Origin of the sequence: Kutzneria viridogrisea DSM 43870, assembly GCF_000525635.1 — a bacterium.
Taxonomy (GTDB): domain Bacteria; phylum Actinomycetota; class Actinomycetes; order Mycobacteriales; family Pseudonocardiaceae; genus Kutzneria; species Kutzneria viridogrisea.
On record NZ_CP007155.1, the window covers coordinates 2,270,220 to 2,292,687 of the forward strand.

General features: G+C 70.9%; 20 protein-coding genes. 15 read left to right on the plus strand and 5 right to left on the minus strand.

Features of this window, described 5'->3' with window-relative positions:
- Position 1 precedes the first annotated feature (1 nt).
- The 4 genes from KALB_RS10285 (at position 2) to KALB_RS10300 (ending at position 7,453) form a co-directional block, all read left to right on the plus strand.
- Positions 2–1,522, plus strand: a complete 1,521-nt coding sequence (locus KALB_RS10285; RefSeq protein WP_025355636.1) for a phytoene desaturase family protein — start codon at positions 2–4, stop codon at positions 1,520–1,522.
- A 142-nt stretch (positions 1,523–1,664) separates the two neighbouring features.
- Entirely contained in the window at positions 1,665–3,764 is a 2,100-nt protein-coding gene (locus tag KALB_RS10290; RefSeq protein WP_025355637.1) for a M4 family metallopeptidase, read from the plus strand.
- A 66-nt stretch (positions 3,765–3,830) separates the two neighbouring features.
- Positions 3,831–6,524, plus strand: coding sequence for an AAA family ATPase (locus KALB_RS10295; protein WP_081789277.1), 2,694 nt, complete (start codon positions 3,831–3,833; stop codon positions 6,522–6,524).
- Between the two features lie 77 nt (positions 6,525–6,601).
- A complete protein-coding gene (locus tag KALB_RS10300) occupies positions 6,602–7,453 on the plus strand; it encodes a VOC family protein (protein ID WP_025355639.1) in 852 nt (283 codons plus the stop codon).
- 104 nt (positions 7,454–7,557) lie between these two features.
- Here the strand turns inward: KALB_RS10300 and KALB_RS10310 are convergent, their stop codons facing one another.
- From KALB_RS10310 to paaK, 3 genes are all read right to left on the minus strand, one after another.
- Entirely contained in the window at positions 7,558–8,148 is a 591-nt protein-coding gene (locus KALB_RS10310; protein ID WP_025355640.1) for a lytic polysaccharide monooxygenase auxiliary activity family 9 protein, read from the minus strand.
- A gap of 213 nt (positions 8,149–8,361) precedes the next feature.
- Positions 8,362–8,958, minus strand: a complete 597-nt coding sequence (locus KALB_RS10315) for a TetR/AcrR family transcriptional regulator (protein ID WP_025355641.1) — start codon at positions 8,956–8,958, stop codon at positions 8,362–8,364.
- 4 nt (positions 8,959–8,962) lie between these two features.
- The gene (gene paaK, locus KALB_RS10320) at positions 8,963–10,222 is read right to left on the minus strand and encodes a phenylacetate--CoA ligase PaaK (RefSeq protein ID WP_025355642.1); all 1,260 of its coding nucleotides are present in this window, start codon (positions 10,220–10,222) and stop codon (positions 8,963–8,965) included.
- Positions 10,223–10,318: 96 nt separating this feature from the next.
- On the opposite strand from paaK, the gene KALB_RS10325 reads away from it, so the two are divergent.
- The gene (locus KALB_RS10325) at positions 10,319–11,485 is read left to right on the plus strand and encodes a thiolase family protein (RefSeq protein WP_025355643.1); all 1,167 of its coding nucleotides are present in this window, start codon (positions 10,319–10,321) and stop codon (positions 11,483–11,485) included.
- 5 nt (positions 11,486–11,490) lie between these two features.
- Positions 11,491–12,330, plus strand: a complete 840-nt coding sequence (locus KALB_RS10330; protein ID WP_201771981.1) for a 3-hydroxyacyl-CoA dehydrogenase family protein — start codon at positions 11,491–11,493, stop codon at positions 12,328–12,330.
- 7 nt (positions 12,331–12,337) lie between these two features.
- Here KALB_RS10330 and KALB_RS10335 read toward each other — a convergent pair whose 3' ends face one another.
- Complete coding sequence (locus tag KALB_RS10335; RefSeq protein ID WP_148309419.1) at positions 12,338–13,111, minus strand: hypothetical protein; 774 nt, start codon at positions 13,109–13,111, stop codon at positions 12,338–12,340.
- Positions 13,112–13,410: 299 nt separating this feature from the next.
- Here KALB_RS10335 and KALB_RS10340 point away from each other — a divergent pair, with 299 nt between their 5' ends.
- The 3 genes from KALB_RS10340 to KALB_RS10350 all read left to right on the plus strand — a co-directional run bounded on the left by KALB_RS10340 (position 13,411) and on the right by KALB_RS10350 (position 15,716).
- Positions 13,411–14,136 carry an ANTAR domain-containing protein gene (locus tag KALB_RS10340; protein ID WP_025355646.1) on the plus strand — a complete coding sequence of 242 codons (726 nt, stop codon included), beginning with the start codon at positions 13,411–13,413 and terminating at the stop codon, positions 14,134–14,136.
- A gap of 81 nt (positions 14,137–14,217) precedes the next feature.
- Positions 14,218–14,931: a GAF and ANTAR domain-containing protein gene (locus KALB_RS10345; protein ID WP_035966653.1), complete on the plus strand. Its 714-nt coding sequence runs from the start codon at positions 14,218–14,220 to the stop codon at positions 14,929–14,931.
- 74 nt (positions 14,932–15,005) lie between these two features.
- The gene (locus KALB_RS10350; RefSeq protein WP_030107741.1) at positions 15,006–15,716 is read left to right on the plus strand and encodes a GAF and ANTAR domain-containing protein; all 711 of its coding nucleotides are present in this window, start codon (positions 15,006–15,008) and stop codon (positions 15,714–15,716) included.
- Here the strand turns inward: KALB_RS10350 and KALB_RS10355 are convergent.
- A complete protein-coding gene (locus KALB_RS10355) occupies positions 15,713–16,504 on the minus strand; it encodes an enoyl-CoA hydratase-related protein (RefSeq protein WP_025355649.1) in 792 nt (263 codons plus the stop codon). The two genes, KALB_RS10350 and KALB_RS10355, sit on opposite strands and share 4 nt — an antisense overlap.
- 64 nt (positions 16,505–16,568) lie before the next feature.
- On the opposite strand from KALB_RS10355, the gene paaZ reads away from it, so the two are divergent.
- The 6 genes from paaZ (at position 16,569) to paaE (ending at position 22,342) form a co-directional block, all read left to right on the plus strand.
- Positions 16,569–18,596 carry a phenylacetic acid degradation bifunctional protein PaaZ gene (gene paaZ / locus KALB_RS10360; protein ID WP_025355650.1) on the plus strand — a complete coding sequence of 676 codons (2,028 nt, stop codon included), beginning with the start codon at positions 16,569–16,571 and terminating at the stop codon, positions 18,594–18,596.
- A 72-nt stretch (positions 18,597–18,668) separates the two neighbouring features.
- Positions 18,669–19,613: a 1,2-phenylacetyl-CoA epoxidase subunit PaaA gene (gene paaA / locus KALB_RS10365; protein ID WP_025355651.1), complete on the plus strand. Its 945-nt coding sequence runs from the start codon at positions 18,669–18,671 to the stop codon at positions 19,611–19,613.
- Entirely contained in the window at positions 19,610–19,900 is a 291-nt protein-coding gene (gene paaB / locus KALB_RS10370) for a 1,2-phenylacetyl-CoA epoxidase subunit PaaB (RefSeq protein ID WP_025355652.1), read from the plus strand. The genes paaA and paaB overlap by 4 nt, the downstream gene beginning before the upstream one ends.
- Positions 19,901–19,907: 7 nt before the next feature.
- Complete coding sequence (gene paaC / locus KALB_RS10375; protein ID WP_025355653.1) at positions 19,908–20,771, plus strand: 1,2-phenylacetyl-CoA epoxidase subunit PaaC; 864 nt, start codon at positions 19,908–19,910, stop codon at positions 20,769–20,771.
- Positions 20,771–21,265, plus strand: coding sequence for a 1,2-phenylacetyl-CoA epoxidase subunit PaaD (paaD, locus tag KALB_RS10380; protein ID WP_035966661.1), 495 nt, complete (start codon positions 20,771–20,773; stop codon positions 21,263–21,265). Before paaC ends, paaD begins: the two co-directional genes overlap by 1 nt.
- A complete protein-coding gene (gene paaE / locus KALB_RS10385) occupies positions 21,266–22,342 on the plus strand; it encodes a 1,2-phenylacetyl-CoA epoxidase subunit PaaE (RefSeq protein ID WP_025355655.1) in 1,077 nt (358 codons plus the stop codon).
- Positions 22,343–22,468: the final 126 nt, after the last annotated feature.

Consider the following 22,468-nt stretch of genomic DNA (forward strand, 5'->3'; position numbering starts at 1 on the left):
CGTGGACGTGGTCGTGGTCGGCGGCGGTCACAACGGGCTGGTCGCCGCGGCGTACCTGGCACGGGCCGGTCTGTCGGTGCAGGTGTTGGAGCGCCTGGACAACCTCGGTGGTGCTGCCGTGTCCGCGCCCGCCTTCCCCGGCGTGGACGTCCGGCTCTCCCGCTACAGCTACCTGGTCAGCCTGCTGCCCAAGCAGATCATCGCCGACCTGGGGCTGAACCTCGTGCTGCGCCGACGGGACGTGTCCTCGTACACCCCGGTCGGCTCCGGTGGGCTGCTCGTGGACAACCAGAGCGCCGTGCGCACCGCTGGGTCCTTTGTGGACTTCACGGGCGGGATCACCGATTTCCAGGCGTGGCAGCGCTTCTACCGGATGACCGGCTCGGTGGCCCGGCACGTGTTCCCGACGCTGACCCAGCCCCTGCCCAGCCGCGAGCAACTGCGCGCCCGGATCGCCGACGAACAGGCTTGGCGTGCGCTGTTCGAGGAGCCCCTCAGTTCCGTACTGGAGAACGCCTTCGACCACGAGGTCGTGCGCGGGGTGGTGCTCACCGACGGGCTGATCGGCACCTTCGCGCCCGCCGAGGACCCGCTGCTGCGGCAGAACCGCTGCCTGCTCTACCACGTGATCGGCAACGGGACCGGCGACTGGGACGTGCCGGTCGGCGGCATGGGCACCGTCACCGCCGAACTGGCCCGGGTCGCCCTCGCGGCCGGTGCCCGCCTGGAGACCGGCGCCGAGGTCACCGGCATCACCCCTGACGGCGAGGTCCGTTACCTGACCGGGGGCGCCGAGCACGTGGTGCACGCCGACCACGTGCTGGTCAACGCCTCGCCGCAGGCGCTTGCCCGGTTGCTCGGCGAGCCGTTCACCGGGTCCGCTGCCGAGGGCTCCCAGCTCAAGGTGAACATGGTGCTCAAGCGCCTGCCAAGACTGCGCGACTCACGCGTGGACCCCACCGAGGCGTTCGGCGGCACCTTCCACGTCAACGAGTCGTACGAACAACTCGCCACCGCCTACACCCAGGCCGCCGCCGGGCACATCCCCGACCTGCCCCCGTGCGAGATCTACTGTCACTCGCTCGCCGATCCGTCCATTGTGGCCGAACCCGGCGCACACACCCTGACCCTGTTCGGCCTGCACATGCCCGCCCGGCTGTTCGCCGCCGACAACGGGCGTGCTCGCGGGCAGGCGCTTGCCGCGACCTTGGCCTCGCTCAACAGCGTGCTTGCCGAGCCGATCGAGGACTGCCTGTGGACCGATCGTGACGGCCGTCCCTGCGTCGAGGCCAAGACCCCGCTCGACCTCGAACAGGCCCTCGGGCTGCCCGCCGGGCACATCTTCCACCGCGACCTGTCCTGGCCGTACGCCGAGGAGCCCGAGCAGGTCGGCACCTGGGGCGTCGAGACCGCGCATCCCCGCGTGCTGCTCTGCGGTGCCGGTGCGCGCCGTGGGGGAGGGGTGAGCGGCATCCCCGGCCACAACGCCGCGATGGCGGTGCTGTCGGCCCGGGCCGAGTAGGGTTCCGCCCCCCGCAGCTCACCCTTGACCAACCCTTGACCCCGCCCGCACCCTTCGCCCAGGCCCACAGGTGCTACTTACCGTCCCTCCTGACGGACCCGAGAACCCCCTGCCAAGCGGGTCCGATGGAGGAACGAGAACCATGTCACGCAAGGTAATAGTGGCGACGGTGGCCGCCGTCGCCGCGGTGCTCGGGGTGACCGGCACGGCCATCGGGACGACCTCCCAGGCCGATGCCCAGCCCCAGTCCGCCCCGACCACGGGCGCCAGACCGCTCAGCCCTGACCAGCGGGCGCAGGCGTTGCGGACCGCCCAGGACGAGGCCGCCACCACGGCCAAGGCCCTGCACCTCGGCGCGAAGGAGCAACTGCGCGCCAAGGACGTCGTGATCGACACCAACGGCGCGCGCAACGTGCGCTACGACCGCACCTACGACAACCTCGCCGTCCTGGGCGGCGACCTGATCGTGCACCGCACGCCGGACGGCTCGATCGCCACCGTGGACCGGGCCTCCGGAGATACGATCACCGTGCCGAGCACCGCGCCCAAGCTGAGCACCCAGCAGGTGGGCGACCGGGCCGCGAAGCTCACCGCGGGCCGCACCACCGGCTCCGAGCTGGTCGTCTACGCGGCGAACCACAAGCCAGTCCTGGCCTACCGCAGCACCGTGGACGGCACGGACGGCCGCGAGGTGGTCATCTCCGACGCGGCCAGCGGCGAGCTGCTCGACCGCTACCACCAGGAGCACCGCGCCACCGGTAACGGCGTGCTGGACGGTCAGGTCAACATCGACACCTCCCAGCAGGGCGGCCAGTACGTCATGATCGACCCCAACCGGGGCAACACCGCGATCTACGACGCGCACAACAGCCCGCAGAGCTCGCCCAGTAGCCGCGCCACGCTGTACACCGACTCGGACAACGTCTGGGGCAACGGCAGCAACAGCGACCGGGCCTCCGCGGGGGTCGACGGCAACTACGGCCTGGCCAAGACCTGGGACTACTACAAGAACACGTTCGGCCGCACCGGCATCCGCAACGACGGGCAGGGCGCCACGGCGTACGTGCACACCGACACCAACCTGCTCAACGCCTTCTACGACGACAGCTGCTTCTGCATGGTGTTCGGGGACGGCAACTCCAGCAACGGCAACACGCCGGTGATCGGCATCGACGTCACCGGGCACGAGATGACGCACGGGGTCACCGCCGCCACCGCGAACCTGAACTACTCGGGCGAGTCCGGCGGCCTCAACGAGGCGACCAGCGACATCTTCGGCACCATGGTGGAGTTCTACGCCAACAACTCCAGGGACCCGGGCAACTACTACATCGGCGAGCAGCTGAACATGCCCAGCGGCTACTTCCGGCGGATGGACAACCCGTCCGTGGACGGCAGCAGCCTGTCCTGCTGGAGCAGCAACGCGGGCTCGGTGGACGTGCACTACTCCTCCGGCATCGGCAACCACTTCTTCTACCTGGCCGCCGAGGGCACCGGTGCGAAGACCATCGGTGGCAAGTCGCACAACGGCACCACCTGCAACAACACCAGCTTCGCAGGCATCGGCCGGGACAAGGCCGCGGCGATCTACTACCGCGCGCTGACCACGTACATGACCTCCACCACCAACTACGCGGCCGCCCGCACGGCGACCCTGAACGCGGCGGCGGACCTGTACGGCAGCGGCAGCACGGAGCGCTACCTGGTCAGCGTGGCCTGGGCCGCGGTCAACGTGGGCACCGCACTGCCGCCGCCCACCACCACGCCCACCACCCCGCCGACGACCACCACCACCTCGACTCCGCCCGGTGGCAACGCGATCACCAACGGTGGCTTCGAGGCAGGGCAGAACGGCTGGGGCGGGTCGAACGTGGTCACCAACAGCGCGAACAGCGCCGCGCACGGCGGCTCGTACTACGCGTGGCTGCTGGGCAACGGCAGTACCGCCACGGAGTACATCACGCAAACGGTGACGGTCCCGAACAGCGGCGCCCCCAAGCTGTCGTTCTACCTGGCGATCAGCACGCAGGAGTCCGGTAGCACCGCCTACGACACGCTCCAGGTGCAGGTCAACGGCACGACGCTGGCGACCTACTCCAACGCCAACGTGAGCAGCGGCTACGTGCTGCGCACCGTGGACCTGTCCGGCTACAGGGGGCAGAACGTCACCCTGCGCTTCTACGGGGTGGAGGATGCCTATCTGGCAACCAACTTCCTGCTCGACGACGTGTCGCTGAGCTGATACCGCCACACGGCGCAGCGGCCCGGGGCTTCCAGTTCCGGGCCGCTGCGAGTTATTTTCCTATGCGTGAACCCGCATGGGAACGTCCTGGGGCGCCGTGAGGTGCTGGCCCGGTGCCGCGCCGGGCTCGCCGAGGGCGGTGTGCTGCTGCACGGACCGGCGGGTGTCGGCAAGTCCACGCTGCTCGACGCGCTCGCCGCCGAGGCCGCCGAGGAGGGCGAGCTGGTGCTGCGCAGCACCTCGGGGGCCACCGAGGTGCTGCTGCCGCACGTGGCCCTGATCGACCTGTTCGGCCCGCACCTGAACGAGTACGGGCAACGGCTTTCCGGCCACCTGAGGGCCGCGCTGGACACCGCGCTGCTGCGCACCAGCACCACCTACGGGTCCACAATGGACATGCTCGCCGTTCGGCTGGCCGTGGTGGACCTGCTGCGCGTGCTGGCCGCCGACCGGCCCGTGCTGCTCGCCCTGGACGACGTGCAGTGGCTGGACCAGGCGAGCCTGGACGTGCTCCGCTTCGCCGCGCGGCGGATCGGCGGTCACCGCGTGCGGGTGCTGGTCGCTGAGCGCGCCGCACCCGGTGCCGAGCTGGTCGGCACCGCCGTGTGCCCACCGCCGGTCAGCGAGATCGAACTGGACGGGGTGCCCGACGGGGTGATCGCCGAGCTGTTGCGGTCCAGGCTCGGGCTCGCACTCACCGGTACCGCGCTCAGCAGGGTGCGCAAGGCCAGCGGTGGCAACCCCTTCTACGCCCTGGAACTGGGGCGCATGCTGCAACGCGGCGGCAGTCAGTCCTGGTTGGACAGACCGCTGCCGGTGCCTGACCGGCTGCGTTCCCTGGTCGCCGACCGGCTGGCCAGCCTGCCCGAGCAGTGTCGCCCGGTGTTGCTCGCGATCGCCGCGGACGGTGAGGTGCAGGTCGCCGGCGATCCCGCCGTGACCGCCGCGGTCGAGGCCGGTGTGCTGGTCGTCAGCTCCGATGGCACGATCCGGTTCAGCCACCCGCTGTTGGCCGAGCTCGTCTACGGTGACGCCAGCCCCGCCGAGCGTCGTCGCGCACATGAGCTGCTCGCCTCCCATGTGGACGATCCACTGCGTCAGGCTCGCCACCGCGCCCTCGCCACTGTCGGCGCGGATCCGTTGCTGTCCAAGGAACTCCTAGCCGCGGCGACTCTCGCACGTGGACGCGGCGCCCCGGCTGCCGCTGCCGAGCTGTGCCGCCTCGCGGCCAGTCACACGCCCGCCGACGATCCGGAGATCGGCCTGCTGTGGCTGGAGGCCGCCCGGCACGCCTACGCCGCGGGACTCACCGACGACGCGCGATTCTGTTGTCAGGCGGCGATTCGCGGCGTGCACCACGAAGCGCGGGTCCGGGCTCGGCTGCTGCTGTGGGAACTCGCCGGGCATGACAAGTCCTCGGTCGCCCCGTTGCTCGAAGCCGCCGCCGAGGACGCGGGCGACGAGCCCGGACTCGTCGGCTGGGTGCACCGCTACCGCGCGGAACTGGCCGTGCGCCAGGGACGTCCGCTGGTCGCCGTGGACGAACTCGTCGCCGCGCAGGAGTTCGCCGAGATGGTCCGCGACCAGGACCTGCTCCTCCAGGTGCTGGCCCTGCGCATACCCATTGAGCTGCAACGGGATGAGCCGCTCGCCTGGGAGCTCGTGCTGCGGGCCAACCTCGCTGCCGACGGGGTGGGCGTCACCCAGGCGGCGGTGCACGCCAGGCTGGCCGCCGTCGTGACCCTGCTGCGCCGCGGGCAGACCGACGAGGCCGTGGACGCCGCCGCCAAGGCGCTGTCCGAAGTGGAGCGAAGCGGCCGGATGCACGAGCTGTGCTCGGTGCTGTACGCCTGCACCTCGGTGCACGAGCGAGCCGGTCTGTGCGCCCGTGCGGCGGAGTTCGCCGAGACCGGCGGCCTGCTGCGCGCCGACATCGAGCCCACGCCGGGGCCCGGGCTCACGATGCGCGCGGCCGGTCAGCTCAACACCGGGACCGCCGAGGCCGCCGCCGAACTGCTCGACGCCGCGATCGCCTCGGGCGAGCACGTGCACGACCGCGAGTGGCTCGCCTATGCCCTCGGCATGCGCGGCCGTGCGCACGTGCTGCTGCGCGAGTACGAGCCCGCTGTCCGCGTGTTCGACCGCGCGCGAACCACGTTGCACGACATCGGGTACCAGGACCCCGCCTTCTTCATGATCGACGCTGATCTGGCCGAATGCCTCGCGCTGACCGGTGAGCCGGGACAGGCCGGTGAGATCATCAAGGATGCGCGGGCCCGCGCGGACCGGATGGGCCGCTGGGTCGTGCGGCTCGGCCTCGACCGTGCCGAGGCCCTGCTCGGCGACAGCCGCGAGGCCGCCGACCGGCTGCGCGCCGCTCTGCCCGAGCGGCACCCCTACCCGCTCGAACTGGCCCGCGCCTGGCTCGCACTGTCCACTGTGGAACGCCGTGCCCGTCGCCGTGCCGCCGCCACCGCCGCCGCACGCCGCGCGCTCGACCTGTTCACCGGCTGCGGCTGCGTGCCCTGGCAGCGGTTCGCCGAGCACGAACTCGCCCGCCTGTCCGCCGCCGACACCCCCGTCACCGACGCCGAGCAGCGGCTCATCGAACTCGTCCGCTCCGGCGCCACCAACCGCCAGATCGCCGTCGACCTCTACCTCTCCGTCAAGGCCGTCGAGGCCAGCCTCACCCGCCTCTACCGCAAGTTCGGCGTGCACAACCGCGCCGAACTGCTCTCCGTGACGGAATCCGCGACCTGACCCCCTCACCCCGTCGGAATTCGCCGGGCTGGTGGCTGCGGCTGGAGGGCGTGCCGGGTGCTGGGCAGGGTCGGGGCATGGACATCGACTACCTGGACCACACCGTGTTCATCACGCGCGACTTCGGGGCGGCGTGGCGGGCGTACGAGCAGTTGGGGTTCACGTTGAGCCCGGAGTCGCGGCACTTCGTGACGGAACGAGCGGGCGGCCCGCTGGTGCCGAGTTGCACGGCGAACCGCTGTGCGTTGTTCGGGGAATCGTTCATCGAGCTGATCGGCGTGGTGGACGAGTCGGCACCGGACCCGTGGCGGGTGAGGCCGTTGGTGGACCGGTACAACGGGTTGCACGGCTACTCGTTCGGTTGCCACGACTCGGAGGCGGCGGAGCGGCGGCTCAGGGCGGTGGGGCTGTCGAGTTCGGGAGTGCTGAACTTGCAACGCGACGTGGACACGCCGGACGGGGTGCGAACGGTGCGGGCGAGGAGCGTGCACATCGATCGGGCCCGCACACCGGAGGGCATCATGCACACGGCGGAGCACCTGACCCGGCAGTACGTGCACCAGCAGCGCTACCTGGTGCACGCCAACGGGGCGCGGGGCCTGGAGGCGGTCTACCTGGTGGTGCCGGCGGCGGAGCGGGACGAGTACACGGCGAGGTACGAGCTGATGTTGGACCGCCCGGCGCGGGACAACGCGTTCCAGCTCAGGACCGGCCGGGTGGAGATCGTGACGGCGGAGGAGTACGCGGCGATCTTCCCCGGCAGCCAACCGCCCGCGGTGCCAGGCGTGGCGGCGCAAACGGTTGCGGTGACCGATGTGCGGCAGGCCCGCGAACTCGTCCACAACAACGGGTTCGCGACGGTCGACACCGCGACGGGCTTCTTCGTGGCGGCGGCGGGAGCGGTGTTGGGCTTCACTTCAGCAGGTTGATGACGAAGCCGGACGCCCGCCCCACGCACAGGCCCGCCCCACACGTGTGCTGTTCGCGGTCACACAACCGTGTGGCCCGACGCCGCGGGCCACACGGTGCGTGATCAGAAGGTCACGTCGGCACAGGAGTAGAAGGCGTTACCCGTGTCGGCGATGTCCCAGACCGCCAGGATGAGGTGCCGCCCGGACTTGCCGGAGGGCAGCTTGCCGGACAGGGACACGTCTCCGGTGGGCTGCTTGCCGCCCCAGGGCACGTTCAGGAACGGCGTGGACTCCAGCGCGGCCCTGGTCAACGGCCTGCTCGGGTCCCAGCCGTTGCGGGTGACGAAGTAGCGGAACGAGGAGGTGGCGTGCCGCGCGGTGAAGTGCCAGGTGAAGGTGTACGAGGCACCGCTGGTCAGCTTGGCGGCGGGCCAGCTGCCGCCGCGCGGGTCGTCGAGCTGCGCGAACTGGCCCAGGCCACCGGCGCAGATCCGCCCGTCGGCGGGACCCGAGCCGGGGAAGCCCTTGGGCCCCTCCACGCTCTGCGGCTCGTACTGGATCGGCCCGCAGTTCTTGACCACGCCCTGCGCGCAGAGCTGGGACCGCGCGGGCGGGCTCGAGGAGTAGCCGTGCGCCGAGGCGGGACCGGCGAACAGCACCGGCAGCACGACGGCGGCGATGGCGATCAAGGGCAGGGTGAAGCGCTTTCTCATGGTGTGGCTCCTCACGAGTTGCAGGGAACGCGAGGTGGTCCAGACCGACGGCGGAAGTGGTGCAGACCACTTCGGTACTGCAGTATCCGAGCATTCCGCGTGCGGGGGCAACACCGGAACGGTGTAGTTCCCGCGGGGAAACGCGCCGTGAAGGTGGCTTTCACCGCGCTCACCGCGGCGAAAGGTCCTTTCGCCGCGAGGGAACTCGCCGGTTCAGCTCGTGCGCAGGCCGTCGAAGGCGATGGTGCACACGGCGTTGGCGAGGGTGGCGGGATTGGTGCCGCCACGCGGGCGGTACCACTCGATCAGCGAGTTGACCAAGCCGAAGAGCAGGCGTGCGGTGACGGCGGGATCCACGTCGGGGCGGACGTCGCCCTCGGCCTCGGCCTGCTTGACCAGGTCGGTCACGAGGCGGTCGAACTCCTTGCGGCGGGCCAGTGCGGCGCGTTCGACCTTGGTGTTGCCGCGCACGCGCAGCAGCAGCGTCACGAAGGGCAGCCGGTCGGCGAGCACGGCGACGCTGCCGCGGACGAGGTGTTCGAGCCGGTGGATGGCGCGGCCGTCCAGGGCCATGGCCTCCTCCGCGACGGTGAACAGCCCGTCCAGCGCGCGGTCCATGGCCAGCCGCAGGAGTTCGTCCTTGCTGGAGACGTGGTGGTAGATCGCCGACTTGGTGATGCCCAGCTTGCGCGAGAGCTCCTCCATGCTGGTGGCCTCGTAGCCGCGCTCGTTGAAGACCTTGACGGCGATGGTCAGCAGGGACTCCAGGTCGTAGCCGGGACGTCCGCGCCGTGGTGCTGGGGTGCTCACGTGGCTATTCAACTCGCTGGTCGATGATTCGCCGAAGTTTGCCCACGGAACGTTCCAGTGTGTCGGGGTCGACGACCGCCACCTCCACGCTGACGCCGACGTTGTCCTTGACGGCGGCGACCAGTTCGGCGGCGGCGGTGGCGCGGCGCTGCGCGGGGGTGTCGTGCCGGGCCTCCACCCGCACCGTGAGGTGGTCCATGCGGCCGACCCGGGTCAGCACCACCTGGAAGTGCGGGGCAAGACCCGGGGTGCGCAGCACGATCTCCTCGATCTGCGTGGGGAACACGTTGACCCCGCGCAGGATGATCATGTCGTCGGTGCGGCCGGTGACCTTGTCCATGCGCCGGAACTCGGGGAAGGCGCTGCCGGGGCGCAGGGTCGTCAGGTCGCGGGTGCGGTACCGGATGACGGGCATGGCCTGCTTGGTCAGCGAGGTGAACAGCAGTTCGCCGTGCTGGCCGTCGGGCAGCACCTGCTCGGTGAGCGGGTCGAACACCTCCGGGTAGAAGTGGTCCTCCCAGATGTGCAGGCCGTCCTTGGTGCGCACCGACTCCTGGGCCACGCCGGGGCCCATCACCTCGGACAGGCCGTAGATGTCCACGGCGTCGATGCCCGCGCGCTGCTCGATCTCCTGGCGCATCTGCTCGGTCCACGGTTCCGCGCCGAAGATGCCCACCCGCAGCGAGCTCGTGCGCGGGTCCACGCCCTGCCGCTCGAACTCGTCCAGCAGGGTCAGCATGTACGAGGGCGTGACCATGATGATCTCGGGCTGGAAGTCGCGGATCAGCTGCACCTGGCGCGCGGTCATGCCGCCGGAGGCCGGGATCACCGTGCAGCCCAGCTCCTCCGCCCCGTAGTGCGCGCCCAGCCCGCCGGTGAACAGGCCGTAGCCGTAGGCGATGTGCACCTTGTCCCTGGGCCGCCCGCCCGCGGCGCTGATGGAGCGGGCCACCACCTTGGCCCAGGTGGCCAGGTCCTGCTCCGTGTAGCCGACCACGGTGGGCCGCCCGGTGGTACCGCTGGAGGCGTGCACCCTGCGCACCTGGTCCATCGGCACCGCGAACATGCCGTACGGGTAGTGCTCGCGCAGGTCCTGCTTGGTGGTGCACGGGAACTTCGCCAGGTCGGCCAGTTCGCGGCAGTCCTCGGGGTGCACGCCGGCCGCGTCGAACTTCGCCCGGTAGCAGGCCACGTTCTCGTAGGCGTGCCGCAGCGTCCACTGCAGACGGCGCAGTTGCAGCTCGCGGAGTTCCTCTGGTGACAAGAGCGGCTCCCGTGCTTGCGAACTGACCGAATGGACGGTTAATAATGGTGCGCCAAGTACAGGGCAGCACGCCGAGGTGTGTCAAGAGGAGAGCCGATGGGACAGGTGTTCCTGGTCGACGGGGTGCGCACCGCGCAGGGCCGGTACGGCGGAGCACTGGCCGGGGTGCGGCCGGACGACCTGGCGGCCACCGTGGTCGGCGAGGCGGTCCGCAGGGCCGGGGTGCCCGGTGCGGCCCTGGACGAGGTGATCCTCGGCGCGGCCAACCAGGCCGGTGAGGACAACCGCAACGTGGCGCGCATGGCCGTGCTGCTGGCGGGCCTGCCCGAGCAGGTGCCCGGCTACACGGTGAACCGGCTGTGCGCCAGCGGGCTGACCGCGGTGGCCTCCGCCGCGCAGGCCATCCGGTCGGGTGAGGCCGAGGTCGTGGTCGCGGGCGGCGTGGAGTCGATGACCCGCGCGCCCTGGGTGATGGCCAAGCCGGGTACGCCCTGGGCGCGGCCCGGTGAGGTCAGCGACACCTCCCTGGGCTGGCGGTTCACCAACCCCCGGCACGAGTCGCGGCACACGCTGTCCATGGGCGAGACGGCCGAGGAGGTCGCCGCGCTGGACGGGGTGAGCCGCGCCGACAGCGACGCGTTCGCGCTGCGCAGCCACCAGCGCGCCGTGGCGGCCCAGGCGGCGGGCCGGTTCGAGCGGGAGATCGTCGCGGTGGAGGGCGTCACCGCCGACGAGGGGCCGCGGCCCTCGACCACGCTGGAGAAGCTCGCCTCACTGCGCCCGGTGTTCCGCAAGGACGGGGTGGTCACCGCGGGCTCGTCCTCCCCGCTGTCCGACGGGGCCGCCGCGCTCGTGCTGGCCAGCGAGGAGGCCGTGCGGCGCCACGGCCTCACCCCGCGCGCCCGCGTGGTGGCCAGCGCCTCGGCGGGCGTCGAGCCGCACCTGATGGGCCTTGGGCCGGTGCCCGCCACGGAGAAGTTGTTGGCACGCCAGGGTTTGTCCGTGCAGGATCTGGACGCGATCGAGCTGAACGAGGCCTTCGCCGTGCAGAGCCTCGCCGTCGTGCGGCGGCTCAAGCTGGACCAGGACAGGGTCAACGCCGACGGCGGGGCCATCGCGCTGGGCCACCCGCTGGGCTGTTCCGGTGCGCGGCTGCTGGTGACCCTGCTGGGCAGGCTGGAACGCGAGGGCGGCAGGCGCGGGCTGGCCACGCTGTGCGTCGGGGTCGGCCAGGGCGTGGCGATGCTCGTGGAAAGGGTGTGACCGCCGTGTTGGTGGGAGTCATCGGCGGGGGCCGGATGGGCGCGGGCATCGCGCAGGTCTTCACCGGGATCGGCGCCGAGGTCGTCGTCGTGGAGAGCGACGAGTCCACGGCCGCCGCCGCGCTGGAACGGGTCGGCACCGGGCTGGAGCGGGCCGCCGAGCGCGGCAAGCTGACCGGTACCGCGCAGGCCGCGCTGGCCAGGGTCCGCACGGTCACCGACGTGGCCGAGCTGCCCGCCGGGGCCGACCTGGTCGTGGAGGCGGTGCCCGAGTCGGTCGAGCTGAAGATCCAGGTGCTGACCGCCGCCGAGCGCGTGCTGTCCCCGGACACCGTGCTGGCCAGCAACACCAGCTCGCTGTCGATCACCGAGCTGGGCTCGGTCCTGGACCGCCCGGAGCGCTTCCTTGGCATGCACTTCTTCAACCCCGTGCCGGTGTCCAAGCTGGTGGAGCTGGTGGTCGGCCCGCAGACCGCCGAGCTCACCCGGGACCGCGCGCTGGGCTGGGTGAGCCAGCTCGGCAAGTCCGAGGTTCTCGTGCGCGACTCACCCGGCTTCGCCACCAGCAGGCTGGGCGTCATGCTCGGCCTGGAGGCGATCCGCATGCTGGAGGAGGGCGTTGCCGACGCCGAGTCCATCGACCGCGCGATGGAACTGGGCTACGGGCACCCGATGGGGCCGCTGCGCTCCACCGACCTGGTCGGCCTGGACGTGCGACTGGCCATCGCGGAGTACCTGCAACGCACGCTCGGCGAGCGGTTCGCCCCGCCCGCGCTGCTGCGCGACACGGTGGCCCGCGGCGACCTCGGTCGCAAGACGGGGCGGGGCTTCCACGACTGGAACTGAGCTGGCCTCAGCGCCGGACGTGGCTGGACAGCCGCAGCGCCGCGTTGCCGTACCCCACGGTGGCCGACGCGCCGGTGCTGAACAGCAACGAGGCCCCCGGCAGGCCAACGCCCGCGTCGACCAGGGCGGTGGCCAGGTCCATGACCACGTCCCGGTTCTCGCACCAGAACACCCAGTGCCTGCTGCGGCCCCACAGCCGGTGCCAGCCGAACCCGGCGCTGGCCTCGCGGAACCGCTCAGGGCCCGCCGTGGTCAGCCGGGCCAGCAGCGCGGACAACAGCGTGCGGGCGTGCGGGTGCACTGCGGGCACCGCTGTCATCGCCCGCATCTCGGGCGAGGTCAGCGCCCAGCCGTTGTCCACCGCCTGCCACGGACGTCCGCGACGGCCGCAGTCGATCGTGGCCGAGCCGAGTGCCTCGATCCTGATCAGGGCTCGGGTCGGTACGTGGCGGCACTGCAACCAACTGCCGTCGGCCGCCGCGGTGAGCAGCCGCAGACCGGGCAAGCCGGTGGGGTGGATCAGGTGCGGCGTGGGTATCAGCGCGTCCACGAGCTCGTCCGGCCTGGTGGCGGAGAACAGCAGCTCGTCGGGCAGCAGCCGGATCTGGTCGGCCGCGGCCAGCGTCCCGCTGAGGTCCCAGCGGGCCAACTGCCGCCAGCCGGGCGGCGAGCTGTCCTCGTCCGAGGGCGGGCGATCACCCCGGCTGGGGTTGAGCACCAGCAACGCCATCAGCGCACGCAGTCTGCGCTGGGTCGTCGAACAGGAATCGAGACCTTCCATGACATGGGCGATGACCACCACTCCGCCTTCCTGCCGGTACCCATCAGAGGGCCGCCAAGGGCTGGAGCGGCGCAGATCCGGGGAACTGTCCCCGTAAAAGCTGAATCCTACTCGAACATCAACTGAGCAGGCAGTGGCCAGTATGGATTTGTTTCTGTCCGCCTCACAGGTCCATTCGGGGCATGCCGTTCATCACTATGGTGTAATTCACCCGCCAGGTGTCTTCCTGTGCACTCCTTTGGTGGTCGATCGGGGGTAATGGCGTACACCCCGCGTACTGTGCGTATGTGACTTATTCGGTGACCGACAACCTGGCGGAGACTTTTCTGACGCTGGCGGACACCCTGGCCGATGACATCGAGATCGAGCAGGTGGCCCACGTGGTCTCCCAGCGCAGCGTGCGCCTGCTCGGCGTGGACGGCGCGGCTCTGGTGCTCGCCGACCGGCAGGGCGTGCTTCGCCCCGTTGGAGCCTCTGATGAGGTTGTGCGACAACTGGTTGCGATGGAACTCAGTTGCCCCGACGGGCCGAGCAACACCAGCCACGGCAGAGGTGAGCCCAGTGAGGTCCTCGACCTGGAAGCACAGGCGGGCCGGTGGCCGACCTTCAGCGCGGCGGCGCTGACGGTCGGTGTCCGCGCCATCCATTCGGTTCCCCTGCGCGTGCGCGAGGACACCATCGGCGCATTGACACTCTTTCTCACGACCAGAGGATCGATGGTCCGCGACGCGGGAAAGGTCGCGCGGATGGTGGCGGGTCTGGTGGCGCTGGGCATCCTGCAACAGACCGCTATTCGGCGCACCGAGACCACGGTGGACCAGCTCCAGGGGGCGCTCACCAGCAGAATTCTCATTGAACAGGCCAAGGGCATTCTCGCGGAACGTCTCGACACCGATCTGGACACCGCGTTCGCGATGTTGCGAACGCACGCGCGTTCGCACAACCGTCTGCTCCGCGACGTCGCACGTGCGGTTGTCGACGAGCAGACCCTCCAGGCGCGAGCACGTCGGCTGCGCAAGGAGTAGCGTGCCTGCCATTGGTCACCTGCCGGTGCCCGAGTCGCAGACGACGATCAGGTGGTCCAGACGGTGAGTGGCCAACGGGTCATGCGCGCGTGGGCCACGGTTGCCAGACACGTCGGCGCGACAGGTACCGACGTGTCCTTTCCCGCTGTCTGCGATGCCTGCGTGGCCGCGCTTGAGCTCACCGGGTCCTGGCTGACGCTGATGACCTCGCCCGCCGAGCGGGAACGCGCGTACGCGAGCGATCCGCTGGCCGCCTCCCTCGAGGAGAGCCAGTTCACCCTCGGCGAGGGGCCGTGTGAGGAGGCCTTCGCCTCAGGCCTGCCCGTGCTGGCCTCGGACCTGGACAGCGAGGAGAGCCTGCAACGGTGGCCGGTGTTCGCCCCGGCGGCCGTGCAGTCCACCGCCCGCGCGCTGTTCGCCTTCCCGCTGCGCAAGGGGGCCGTGCAGTTGGGGGTGTTCGCCACCTACCGGGACAGCGCTGGTGCGCTGCTGCCCGACCAGATCGCCGACGCGCAGGTGTTCGCCGACCTCGTGCTGAACCTGGTGCTCGACGCCCAGTCGCACGGGTCCGGGCACACGGCGCACTGGCTCAACGACGACGGCTCGCTGGGCGGGGCGGTGGTGCACCAGGCCACCGGCATGGTGGCCGTGCAGCTCAGAGTCGACCTGGGCGAGGCGCTGGTCCGGCTGAGAGCCCACGCGTTCGCGAACCAGTTGCCGCTGGCCGAAGTGGCCGCGGGCGTGGTGAACAGGACGCTACGCTTCTCGAGAGGTGTCGATGCGGATCCGCTGTGAACCCGGTGGGAACCCCACCCCGTCGGCGCGACCGCGTGGAGGTGGTATCGGTGCCTGCTGACAGGCTTGCCGAGATGTTCGTTCGGCTGACCGACACCCTGGTCACCGATTTCGACTCGATCGACTTCATGGACCTGGTGGCCGACAGTTGTGTCGAGGTGCTCGACGTCGACCTCGCCGGGGTGCTGCTGGCCGACCAGCACCACCGGCTGCGCACGATTGCCGTGTCCAGCGAGCGAGCGCGACTGCTGGAGCTGTTCGAGTTGCAGAGCGAGCAGGGGCCCTCGGTGCAGTGCTACCGGTCCGGGGCCGTGGTCAGCGTCGCGGACCTGAACATGGCGGCCAGCCGCTGGCCGCGGTTCGCCCAGGCCGCGCTGGCGGCGGGCTTCGAGGCGGTGGACGCCCTGCCGCTGCGGCTGCGCGAGCGCACCATCGGTGCGCTGAACCTGTTCCACGTGCGGCCGCGCACGCTGGACCTGGTGGGCATGCGGGTGGCGCAGGCGCTGGCCGACGTGGCCACGATCAGCCTGTTGCAGGAGCGGTCCGGCCGCAACGACGAGGTGCTGGCCATGCGGTTGCAGCAGGCGCTGCACAGCAGGATCGTCATCGAACAGGCCAAGGGCGTGCTCGCCGAGCACCTGGACAGCGACATGGACACGGCCTTCGCCGAGCTGCGCCGCTACGCCCGCGACGGCGGACTGACCACCAGCGGTGCGGCGAACGAGATCGTGTCCGGCGTGGTGCGCACCGACTGGCGGCGCTCGCTCGGCGGTGACCAGGACTAGGCCCCGCTGAACTTCGGCTGCTCCTTGGCCAGGAACGCCTCGACGGCTCCCTGGTGATCGGTGGTCAGGCCGAGCCGTGACTGGGCGGCGGCCTCGGCGGCGAGCACCTCGCCGATCGGCGGGGTCCACGCCCCGGCCATGGCCCGCTTGGCCTCGGCGAACGCCCTGGTCGGACCGGTCGCCAGCCGTCCGGCCAACTGCTCCACGGCGCCCGCGAACTGCTCGTCGGGCACGACCCGGCCCACCACACCCCAGGCCAGTGCCTGTTCCGCGGTGAACGCCTCGCCCAGCAGCACCAGCTCGCTCGCCCGCGCGGCGCCGACCGCGCGCACCAGCGTGGCCGACAGCCCCGAGTCGCAGCTCAGGCCGATCGCGGTGAAGGCGGTGGCGAACTTGGCGCTCGCGGTGGCGAGGCGCAGGTCGCAGGCCAGGGCCAGACCGAGACCGGCACCCACGCAGGTGCCGTTGACCGCGGCCAGCACGGGCTTGTCCATGTCCGTGATGGCTTGTACGAGCGGGTTGTAGTGCGCCCGCACGGTGTCCAGCGCACTGGCCGGGTCGGCGCGCAGGGCCTCGGCGTGCTCGCCAAGGTCCTGGCCCGCGCAGAACGCCCGCCCGGAACCGGTCAGCACCACGGCGCGCACCGAGTCCTCGGCCGCGACCTCCTCGACGGCCTCGAGCAGGGCCACCTTCATCTCCACCGTCAGCGCGTTGCGCTTGGCGGGCTGGTTGAGCGCGATGGTCGCGACGCCCTCGCCGATGGCGAGCTGAACGGTTTCCTCGGCCATGCCGCCACGCTAGCATCTGAACGAACGGACGGTAAGTAATTCCCTCTCCGGAAGGCAGGGATCGATGGCACCGCTGCGCAGTTACGTCAACGGCCGCTGGCACACCGCTACCGAGCCGGGGGTACCGCTGCACGACGCGGTCACCGGCGAGGAGGTCGCCACCGTCTCCTCGGCGGGCATCGACATGGCCGCCGCGCTGGAGCACGGCCGAAGGGTCGGCGGCCCCGCGCTGCGCGAGCTGACCTTCCACCAGCGCGCCGCCCTGCTCAAGGCACTGGCCTCGCACCTGCGCGAGCACCGCGAGGAGCTCTACGCCCTGTCCACCCGAACCGGGTCCACCAAGGGCGACTCGATGTTCGACATCGACGGCGGCATCGGCGTGCTGTTCGGCTACTCCAGCAAGGGCCGCCGCGAACTGCCCAACTCCACCGTCTGCGTGGACGGGGCCGTGGAGCCGCTGAGCAAGGGCGGCACCTTCGCGGGCCAGCACATCCTCACCCCGCTGCGCGGTGTGGCCGTGCAGATCAACGCCTTCAACTTCCCGGTGTGGGGCCCGCTGGAGAAGTTCGCCCCCGCCTTCGTGGCGGGCGTGCCCACCCTGGTCAAGCCCGCCAGCCAGACCGCCTACCTGACCGCCCGCCTGGTCGAGCTGATCATCGAGTCCGGGCTGCTGCCCGAGGGCTCGCTGCAACTGGTCTGCGGCAGCGCCGGTGACCTGCTCGACCACCTCACCGAACAGGACCTGGTCGGCTTCACCGGCTCGGCCTCCACCGCGCAGCGGCTGCGCGCCCACCCCAGGGTCGTGTCCCGCTCGGTGCGCTTCAACGCCGAGGCCGACTCGCTCAACTGCTCGATCCTCGGCCCGGACGCCAAGCCCGGCACCGCCGAGTTCGACCTGTTCGTCAAGCAGTTGTGCACCGAGATGACCGTCAAGGCCGGACAGAAGTGCACCGCGATCCGCCGCGCCTTCGTGCCCGCCGACCTGCTCGACGCCGTGTCCGAGGCGGCCTCCGCGCGGCTGGCGAAGGTCACCGTGGGCAACCCCGCCAACCCGGACGTGCGGATGGGCGCGCTGGCCAGCCTGGAGCAGCGCGAGGAGGTCCGCCGCTCGCTCAAGGCCCTGCTGGAGGCGGGCCGCGTGGTGTTCGGCGACCCCGGCGACCCCCAGGTGGTGGACGCCGACCCCAGCCGGGGTGCCTTCCTGTCCCCGATCCTGTTGCGCGCCGAGGACCCGGACCTGGCCCAGCCGCACGAGGTCGAGGCGTTCGGCCCGGTCAGCACGCTGATGCCCTACACCTCCACCGAGCAGGTCGTCGCGCTCGCCGCCCGCGGTCAGGGCAGCCTCGCCGGTTCGGTCGTCACCGGGGACACCGAGTTCGCCAGGGACGTGGTGCTCGGCGTGGCCCCGTGGCACGGCCGCCTGCTGGTGCTCGACGCCGACAGCGCCAAGGAGTCCACCGGGCACGGCTCCCCGCTGCCCGCGCTGGTGCACGGCGGTCCCGGCCGGGCCGGTGGCGGTGAGGAGATGGGCGGCATCCGCGGGGTGTTCCACCACATGCAGCGCACCGCCGTGCAGGGCAGCCCCAAGGTGCTCACCGCGGTCACCGGCCAGTGGGTGGCGGGTGCCGACCGCAATGCCGACGGGGTGCACCCGTTCCGCAAGTCCCTGGCACAGCTGCGCATCGGCGACACCGTGGTGGCCGGTCCGCGCACCGTCACCCAGGACGACATCGACCACTTCGCCGAGTTCACCGGGGACACCTTCTACGCCCACACCGACGAGGAGGCCGCCAAGGCCAACCCGTTCTTCGGCGGCAAGGTGGCGCACGGCTACCTGGTGGTGTCCTTCGCCGCCGGCCTGTTCGTCTCCCCGGAGCCCGGCCCGGTGCTGGCCAACTACGGCCTTGAGAACCTGCGCTTCCTCACCCCCACCTACCCCGGGGACGAGCTGACCGTGACGCTGACCGCCAAGCAGATCACGCCCCGCGAGAACGCCGACTACGGCGAGGTCCGCTGGGACGCCGACGTGACCAACGGCAAGGGCGAGTCGGTGGCCAAGTACGACGTGCTGACCCTGGTCGCCAAGGCCTAGTGCACTTGCGCTCGGGCGCCCAGTCAGCGAGACTCATTACTGACCGAATGGTCGGTTGAAAGGAGAGAGGTCGTGTCCGAGGATCCGGCCCTGCTCGCCCACTTCGAGGCCACCATCGCGGCCGACCAGCGGGTGGAGCCCCGCGACTGGGTGCCCGAGGGCTACCGCAGGACGATGGTCCGGCAGATCGCGCAGCACGCGCACTCCGAGATCATCGGCATGCAGCCCGAGGGCAACTGGATCACCCGCGCGCCCTCCTTGCGGCGCAAGGCGATCCTGCTCGCCAAGGTGCAGGACGAGGCCGGGCACGGGCTCTACCTGTACTCGGCCGCGGAGACTCTGGGCGCCGACCGCGCCGAGCTGACCGAGATGCTGGTCACCGGCCGCCAGAAGTACTCCTCGATCTTCAACTACCCCACGCTGAGCTTCGCCGACGTGGGCGTGATCGGCTGGCTCGTGGACGGGGCGGCGATCTGCAACCAGGTCCCGCTGTGCCGCAGCTCCTACGGGCCCTACGCGCGGGCGATGATCCGCGTGTGCAAGGAGGAGTCCTTCCACCAGCGGCAGGGCTACGAGCTGCTGATGACCATGATGTCCGGCTCCGACGCGCAGCGCGAGATGGTGCAGGAGTCGGTCAACCGCTGGTGGTGGCCCTCGCTGATGATGTTCGGCCCGCCCGACGGCGACTCGCCCAACACCGCGCAGTCCATGGCATGGAAGATCAAGCGGCACACCAACGACGAACTGCGCCAGCGCTTCGTGGACATGAGCGTGCCGCAGGCGGAGAAGCTCGGGGTGAGCTTCCCCGACCCGGACCTCAGGTGGAACGCCGAGCGCGGTCACTACGACTTCGGCGCGATCGACTGGTCCGAGCTGAAGCGGGTCATCTCGGGCAACGGCCCGTGCAACGCCCAGCGCGTCGCGCACCGCCGCAAGGCGCACGAGGACGGCGCCTGGGTGCGCGACGCCGCCGCGGCGCACGCGGCCAAACACGCCCGGAGGGAAGCAGCAGCATGACCGCACGCAGCAACTGGCCGCTGTACGAGGTGTTCGTGCGCGGCAAGCGCGGCCTCAACCACGTGCACGTGGGCTCGCTGCACGCCGCCGACGAGGAGATGGCGGTGCGGCACGCGCGCGACCTCTACACGCGGCGCAACGAGGGCGTGAGCATCTGGGTGGTCAAGGCCGCCGACATCACCGCCTCCAGCCCGGACGAGAAGGACCCGTTCTTCGCGCCCAGCGGGGACAAGGTGTACCGGCACCCCACGTTCTACGACATCCCCGACGACGTACCCCACATGTGAGGACAGCGTGTTCGACAACGCGTACGAGGCGCTGACCGAAGAGGGCGACGCGCGCTGGGCCTTCGGCACCGGGTTCGCCGACCCACTGTCCGGAGTGGACACCACGGTTCCGTCCGGTGTGGACGGTGCAGAGCTGGCCGCCTACTGCCTGATGCTCGGGGACGACGCGCTGATCATGTCGCACCGGTTGCAGGAGTGGTGCACCCGTGCTCCCGAGCTGGAGGACGAGGTCGCCATCGCCAACATCGGCCTGGACCTGTTGGGGCAGGCCAGGTTGCTGCTCGCTCGCGCGGGCAAGGCCGACGGCACCGACCGCGGCGAGGACGAGTTCGCCTTCCTGCGCACCGAACAGGCGTTCCGCAACGTGCGCCTGGTCGAGGTGGGCAACGCCGACTTCGCGTTCTCCATGGCCCGGTTGCTGGTCTTCGCCACCTGGCGCCTTGCCCTGTTGCAGCGGCTGGTCGACTCCGTTGACCCGGTGCTGGCCGCTATCGCCGCCAAGGGCGTCAAGGAGGTGGCCTACCACCGCGACTACGCCGCGCGCTGGGTCGTGCGGCTCGGGGACGGCACCGAACTGTCGCACCAACGCATGCAGAACGGTCTGACCGCGGTCTGGCCCTACGTCGGCGAGCTGTTCACCGGGCACCCGGTCGAGTCCCGGATCGGCGTGGACCCCGCCGAGCTGCGTGCCGAGTTCGACGCCGTCCTCGCCCAGGTGCTGACCGCCGCCACCCTGCAACTGCCCGAAACCCCAGCCCTGGCAACCGTGCTGGGCCGGTCCGGTCGCGACGGCGTGCACACCGAGGAGATGGGCTACCTGCTCGCCGAGTTGCAGAGCGTGGCCCGCGCACACCCGGACGCGACGTGGTGATCAGCGGGGCGCGCGAGGTCGCGGAGACGGTCACCGACCCCGAACTGCCCATGCTCACCCTGGCCGAACTCGGTGTGCTGCGGGAGGTCGAGGTCGGCCAGGGCGGTCGTGTGGTCGTGTCCATCACCCCCACCTACACCGGGTGCCCCGCCATGGACACCATGCGCGACGACCTGGACGCCCGCCTGCGCGAAGCGGGCTACTCCGAGGTGGAGATCCGCGTGGTGCTGACCCCCGCCTGGTCCACCGACTGGATCACCCCCTCGGGCCGCCGCAAGCTCGCCGAGGCCGGTATCGCCCCACCTGGCCCCGCGCCCCGTCGTGCCAGCGGCCCCGTGCCGCTGACCCTGGTGCCGCCCGCCCAACTGGTGCGCTGCCCGCTCTGCGGCTCCCCGGACACCGTGCTGCAGTCCGAGTTCAGCGCCACGGCCTGCAAGGCGCTACGCCGCTGCCGGTCCTGCGCCGAGCCGTTCGAACACGTCAAGGAGATCTGAGTGACCGCCACGGTGAAGCGCCGCACGGAGTTCCACCTGCTGCGCGTGTCCGAAGTGGAGCGTCTGTGCGAGGACGCGGTCGCCGTCAGCTTCGAGGTGCCGCCGGAGCTGGCCGAGGAGTTCGCCTTCCGCCCCGGCCAGTCGCTGACCCTGCGCCGGGTCGTGGACGGCCGTGACGAGCGCCGCTCCTACTCGATCTGCGCCCCCGTCGGCGCACGTCCGCGCATCGGCGTGCGCGAGGTTCCCGGCGGCCTGTTCTCCCAGTGGCTCGTGCGCGAGGTCCGCCCCGGCGACCAGGTCGAGGTCCTGCCGCCCACCGGCTCGTTCAGCCCCGACCTGACCCAGGACGCCCGCCACGTGCTGATCGCCGCAGGTTCCGGCATCACCCCGATGCTGTCCATCGCGTCGTCCCTTTTGGACAGTTCGCGGTCGACCGTCACCGTGCTGTACGGCAACCGCCGCACCGACACCGTGATGTTCGCCGACGAACTCGCCGACCTGAAGGACGCCCACCGGGCCGAGCTCGAACTGGTGCACGTGCTGTCCCGGGAACCCCGCGAGGCCGAGCTGTTCACCGGCCGCCTCGACGCCGAGAAGCTGCGCGCCCTGCTGCCGCTGCTGATCGACGTGCCGGGCGTGGACCACTGGTGGCTGTGCGGCCCGTTCGGCATGGTCACCGACGCGCAGGAGGTGCTCGCCGAACTCGGTGTGCCCGTTGAGCGCGTGCACCAGGAGCTGTTCTTCGTCGACGACCTGCCGCCCGAGCCCGTGCGGCACGAGGAGCCCGGCGTCACCGGCCCCAGCACCGCCGTGACCGTGGTGCTCGACGGCCGCACCACCGAGGTGCCCATCGCCGCCGACACCACCCTGCTCGAAGGCGCCCAGCGCGTGCGCCCCGACCTGCCCTTCGCCTGCAAGGGCGGGGTGTGCGGCACCTGCCGCGCCAAGGTCGTCGGCGGCCAGGCCGACATGCGCCGCAACTTCGCCCTGGAGCCCGCGGAGGTCGCCGCCGGGTTCGTGCTGACCTGTCAGACCTTCCCGGTCGGCGACACTCTCACAGTGGACTTCGACGCCTAACGCCCTGTACCCATCCCCCGCCACTCCCAGGGGGGCGACCCCGAAACCAGTCTACCGCCCGAAGCGCCTAGTTGATCTTGAACGGGCTCGGGCTGTGGACAACTCGGGACCTGTGCACAACTCGCG

Bases quoted from the DNA above. Each gene is read 5' to 3' on its own strand.
- KALB_RS10290 (WP_025355637.1), top strand. From the start codon at position 1,665: ATGTCACGCAAGGTAATAGTGGCGACGGTGGCCGCCGTCGCCGCGGTG.
- KALB_RS10300 (WP_025355639.1), top strand. From the start codon at position 6,602: ATGGACATCGACTACCTGGACCACACCGTGTTCATCACGCGCGACTTC.
- KALB_RS10310 (WP_025355640.1), bottom strand. From the start codon at position 8,148: ATGAGAAAGCGCTTCACCCTGCCCTTGATCGCCATCGCCGCCGTCGTG.
- KALB_RS10325 (WP_025355643.1), top strand. From the start codon at position 10,319: ATGGGACAGGTGTTCCTGGTCGACGGGGTGCGCACCGCGCAGGGCCGG.
- KALB_RS10335 (WP_148309419.1), bottom strand. From the start codon at position 13,111: ATGGAAGGTCTCGATTCCTGTTCGACGACCCAGCGCAGACTGCGTGCG.
- KALB_RS10345 (WP_035966653.1), top strand. From the start codon at position 14,218: ATGCGCGCGTGGGCCACGGTTGCCAGACACGTCGGCGCGACAGGTACC.
- KALB_RS10350 (WP_030107741.1), top strand. From the start codon at position 15,006: ATGTTCGTTCGGCTGACCGACACCCTGGTCACCGATTTCGACTCGATC.
- KALB_RS10355 (WP_025355649.1), bottom strand. From the start codon at position 16,504: ATGGCCGAGGAAACCGTTCAGCTCGCCATCGGCGAGGGCGTCGCGACC.
- paaZ (WP_025355650.1), top strand. From the start codon at position 16,569: ATGGCACCGCTGCGCAGTTACGTCAACGGCCGCTGGCACACCGCTACC.
- paaB (WP_025355652.1), top strand. From the start codon at position 19,610: ATGACCGCACGCAGCAACTGGCCGCTGTACGAGGTGTTCGTGCGCGGC.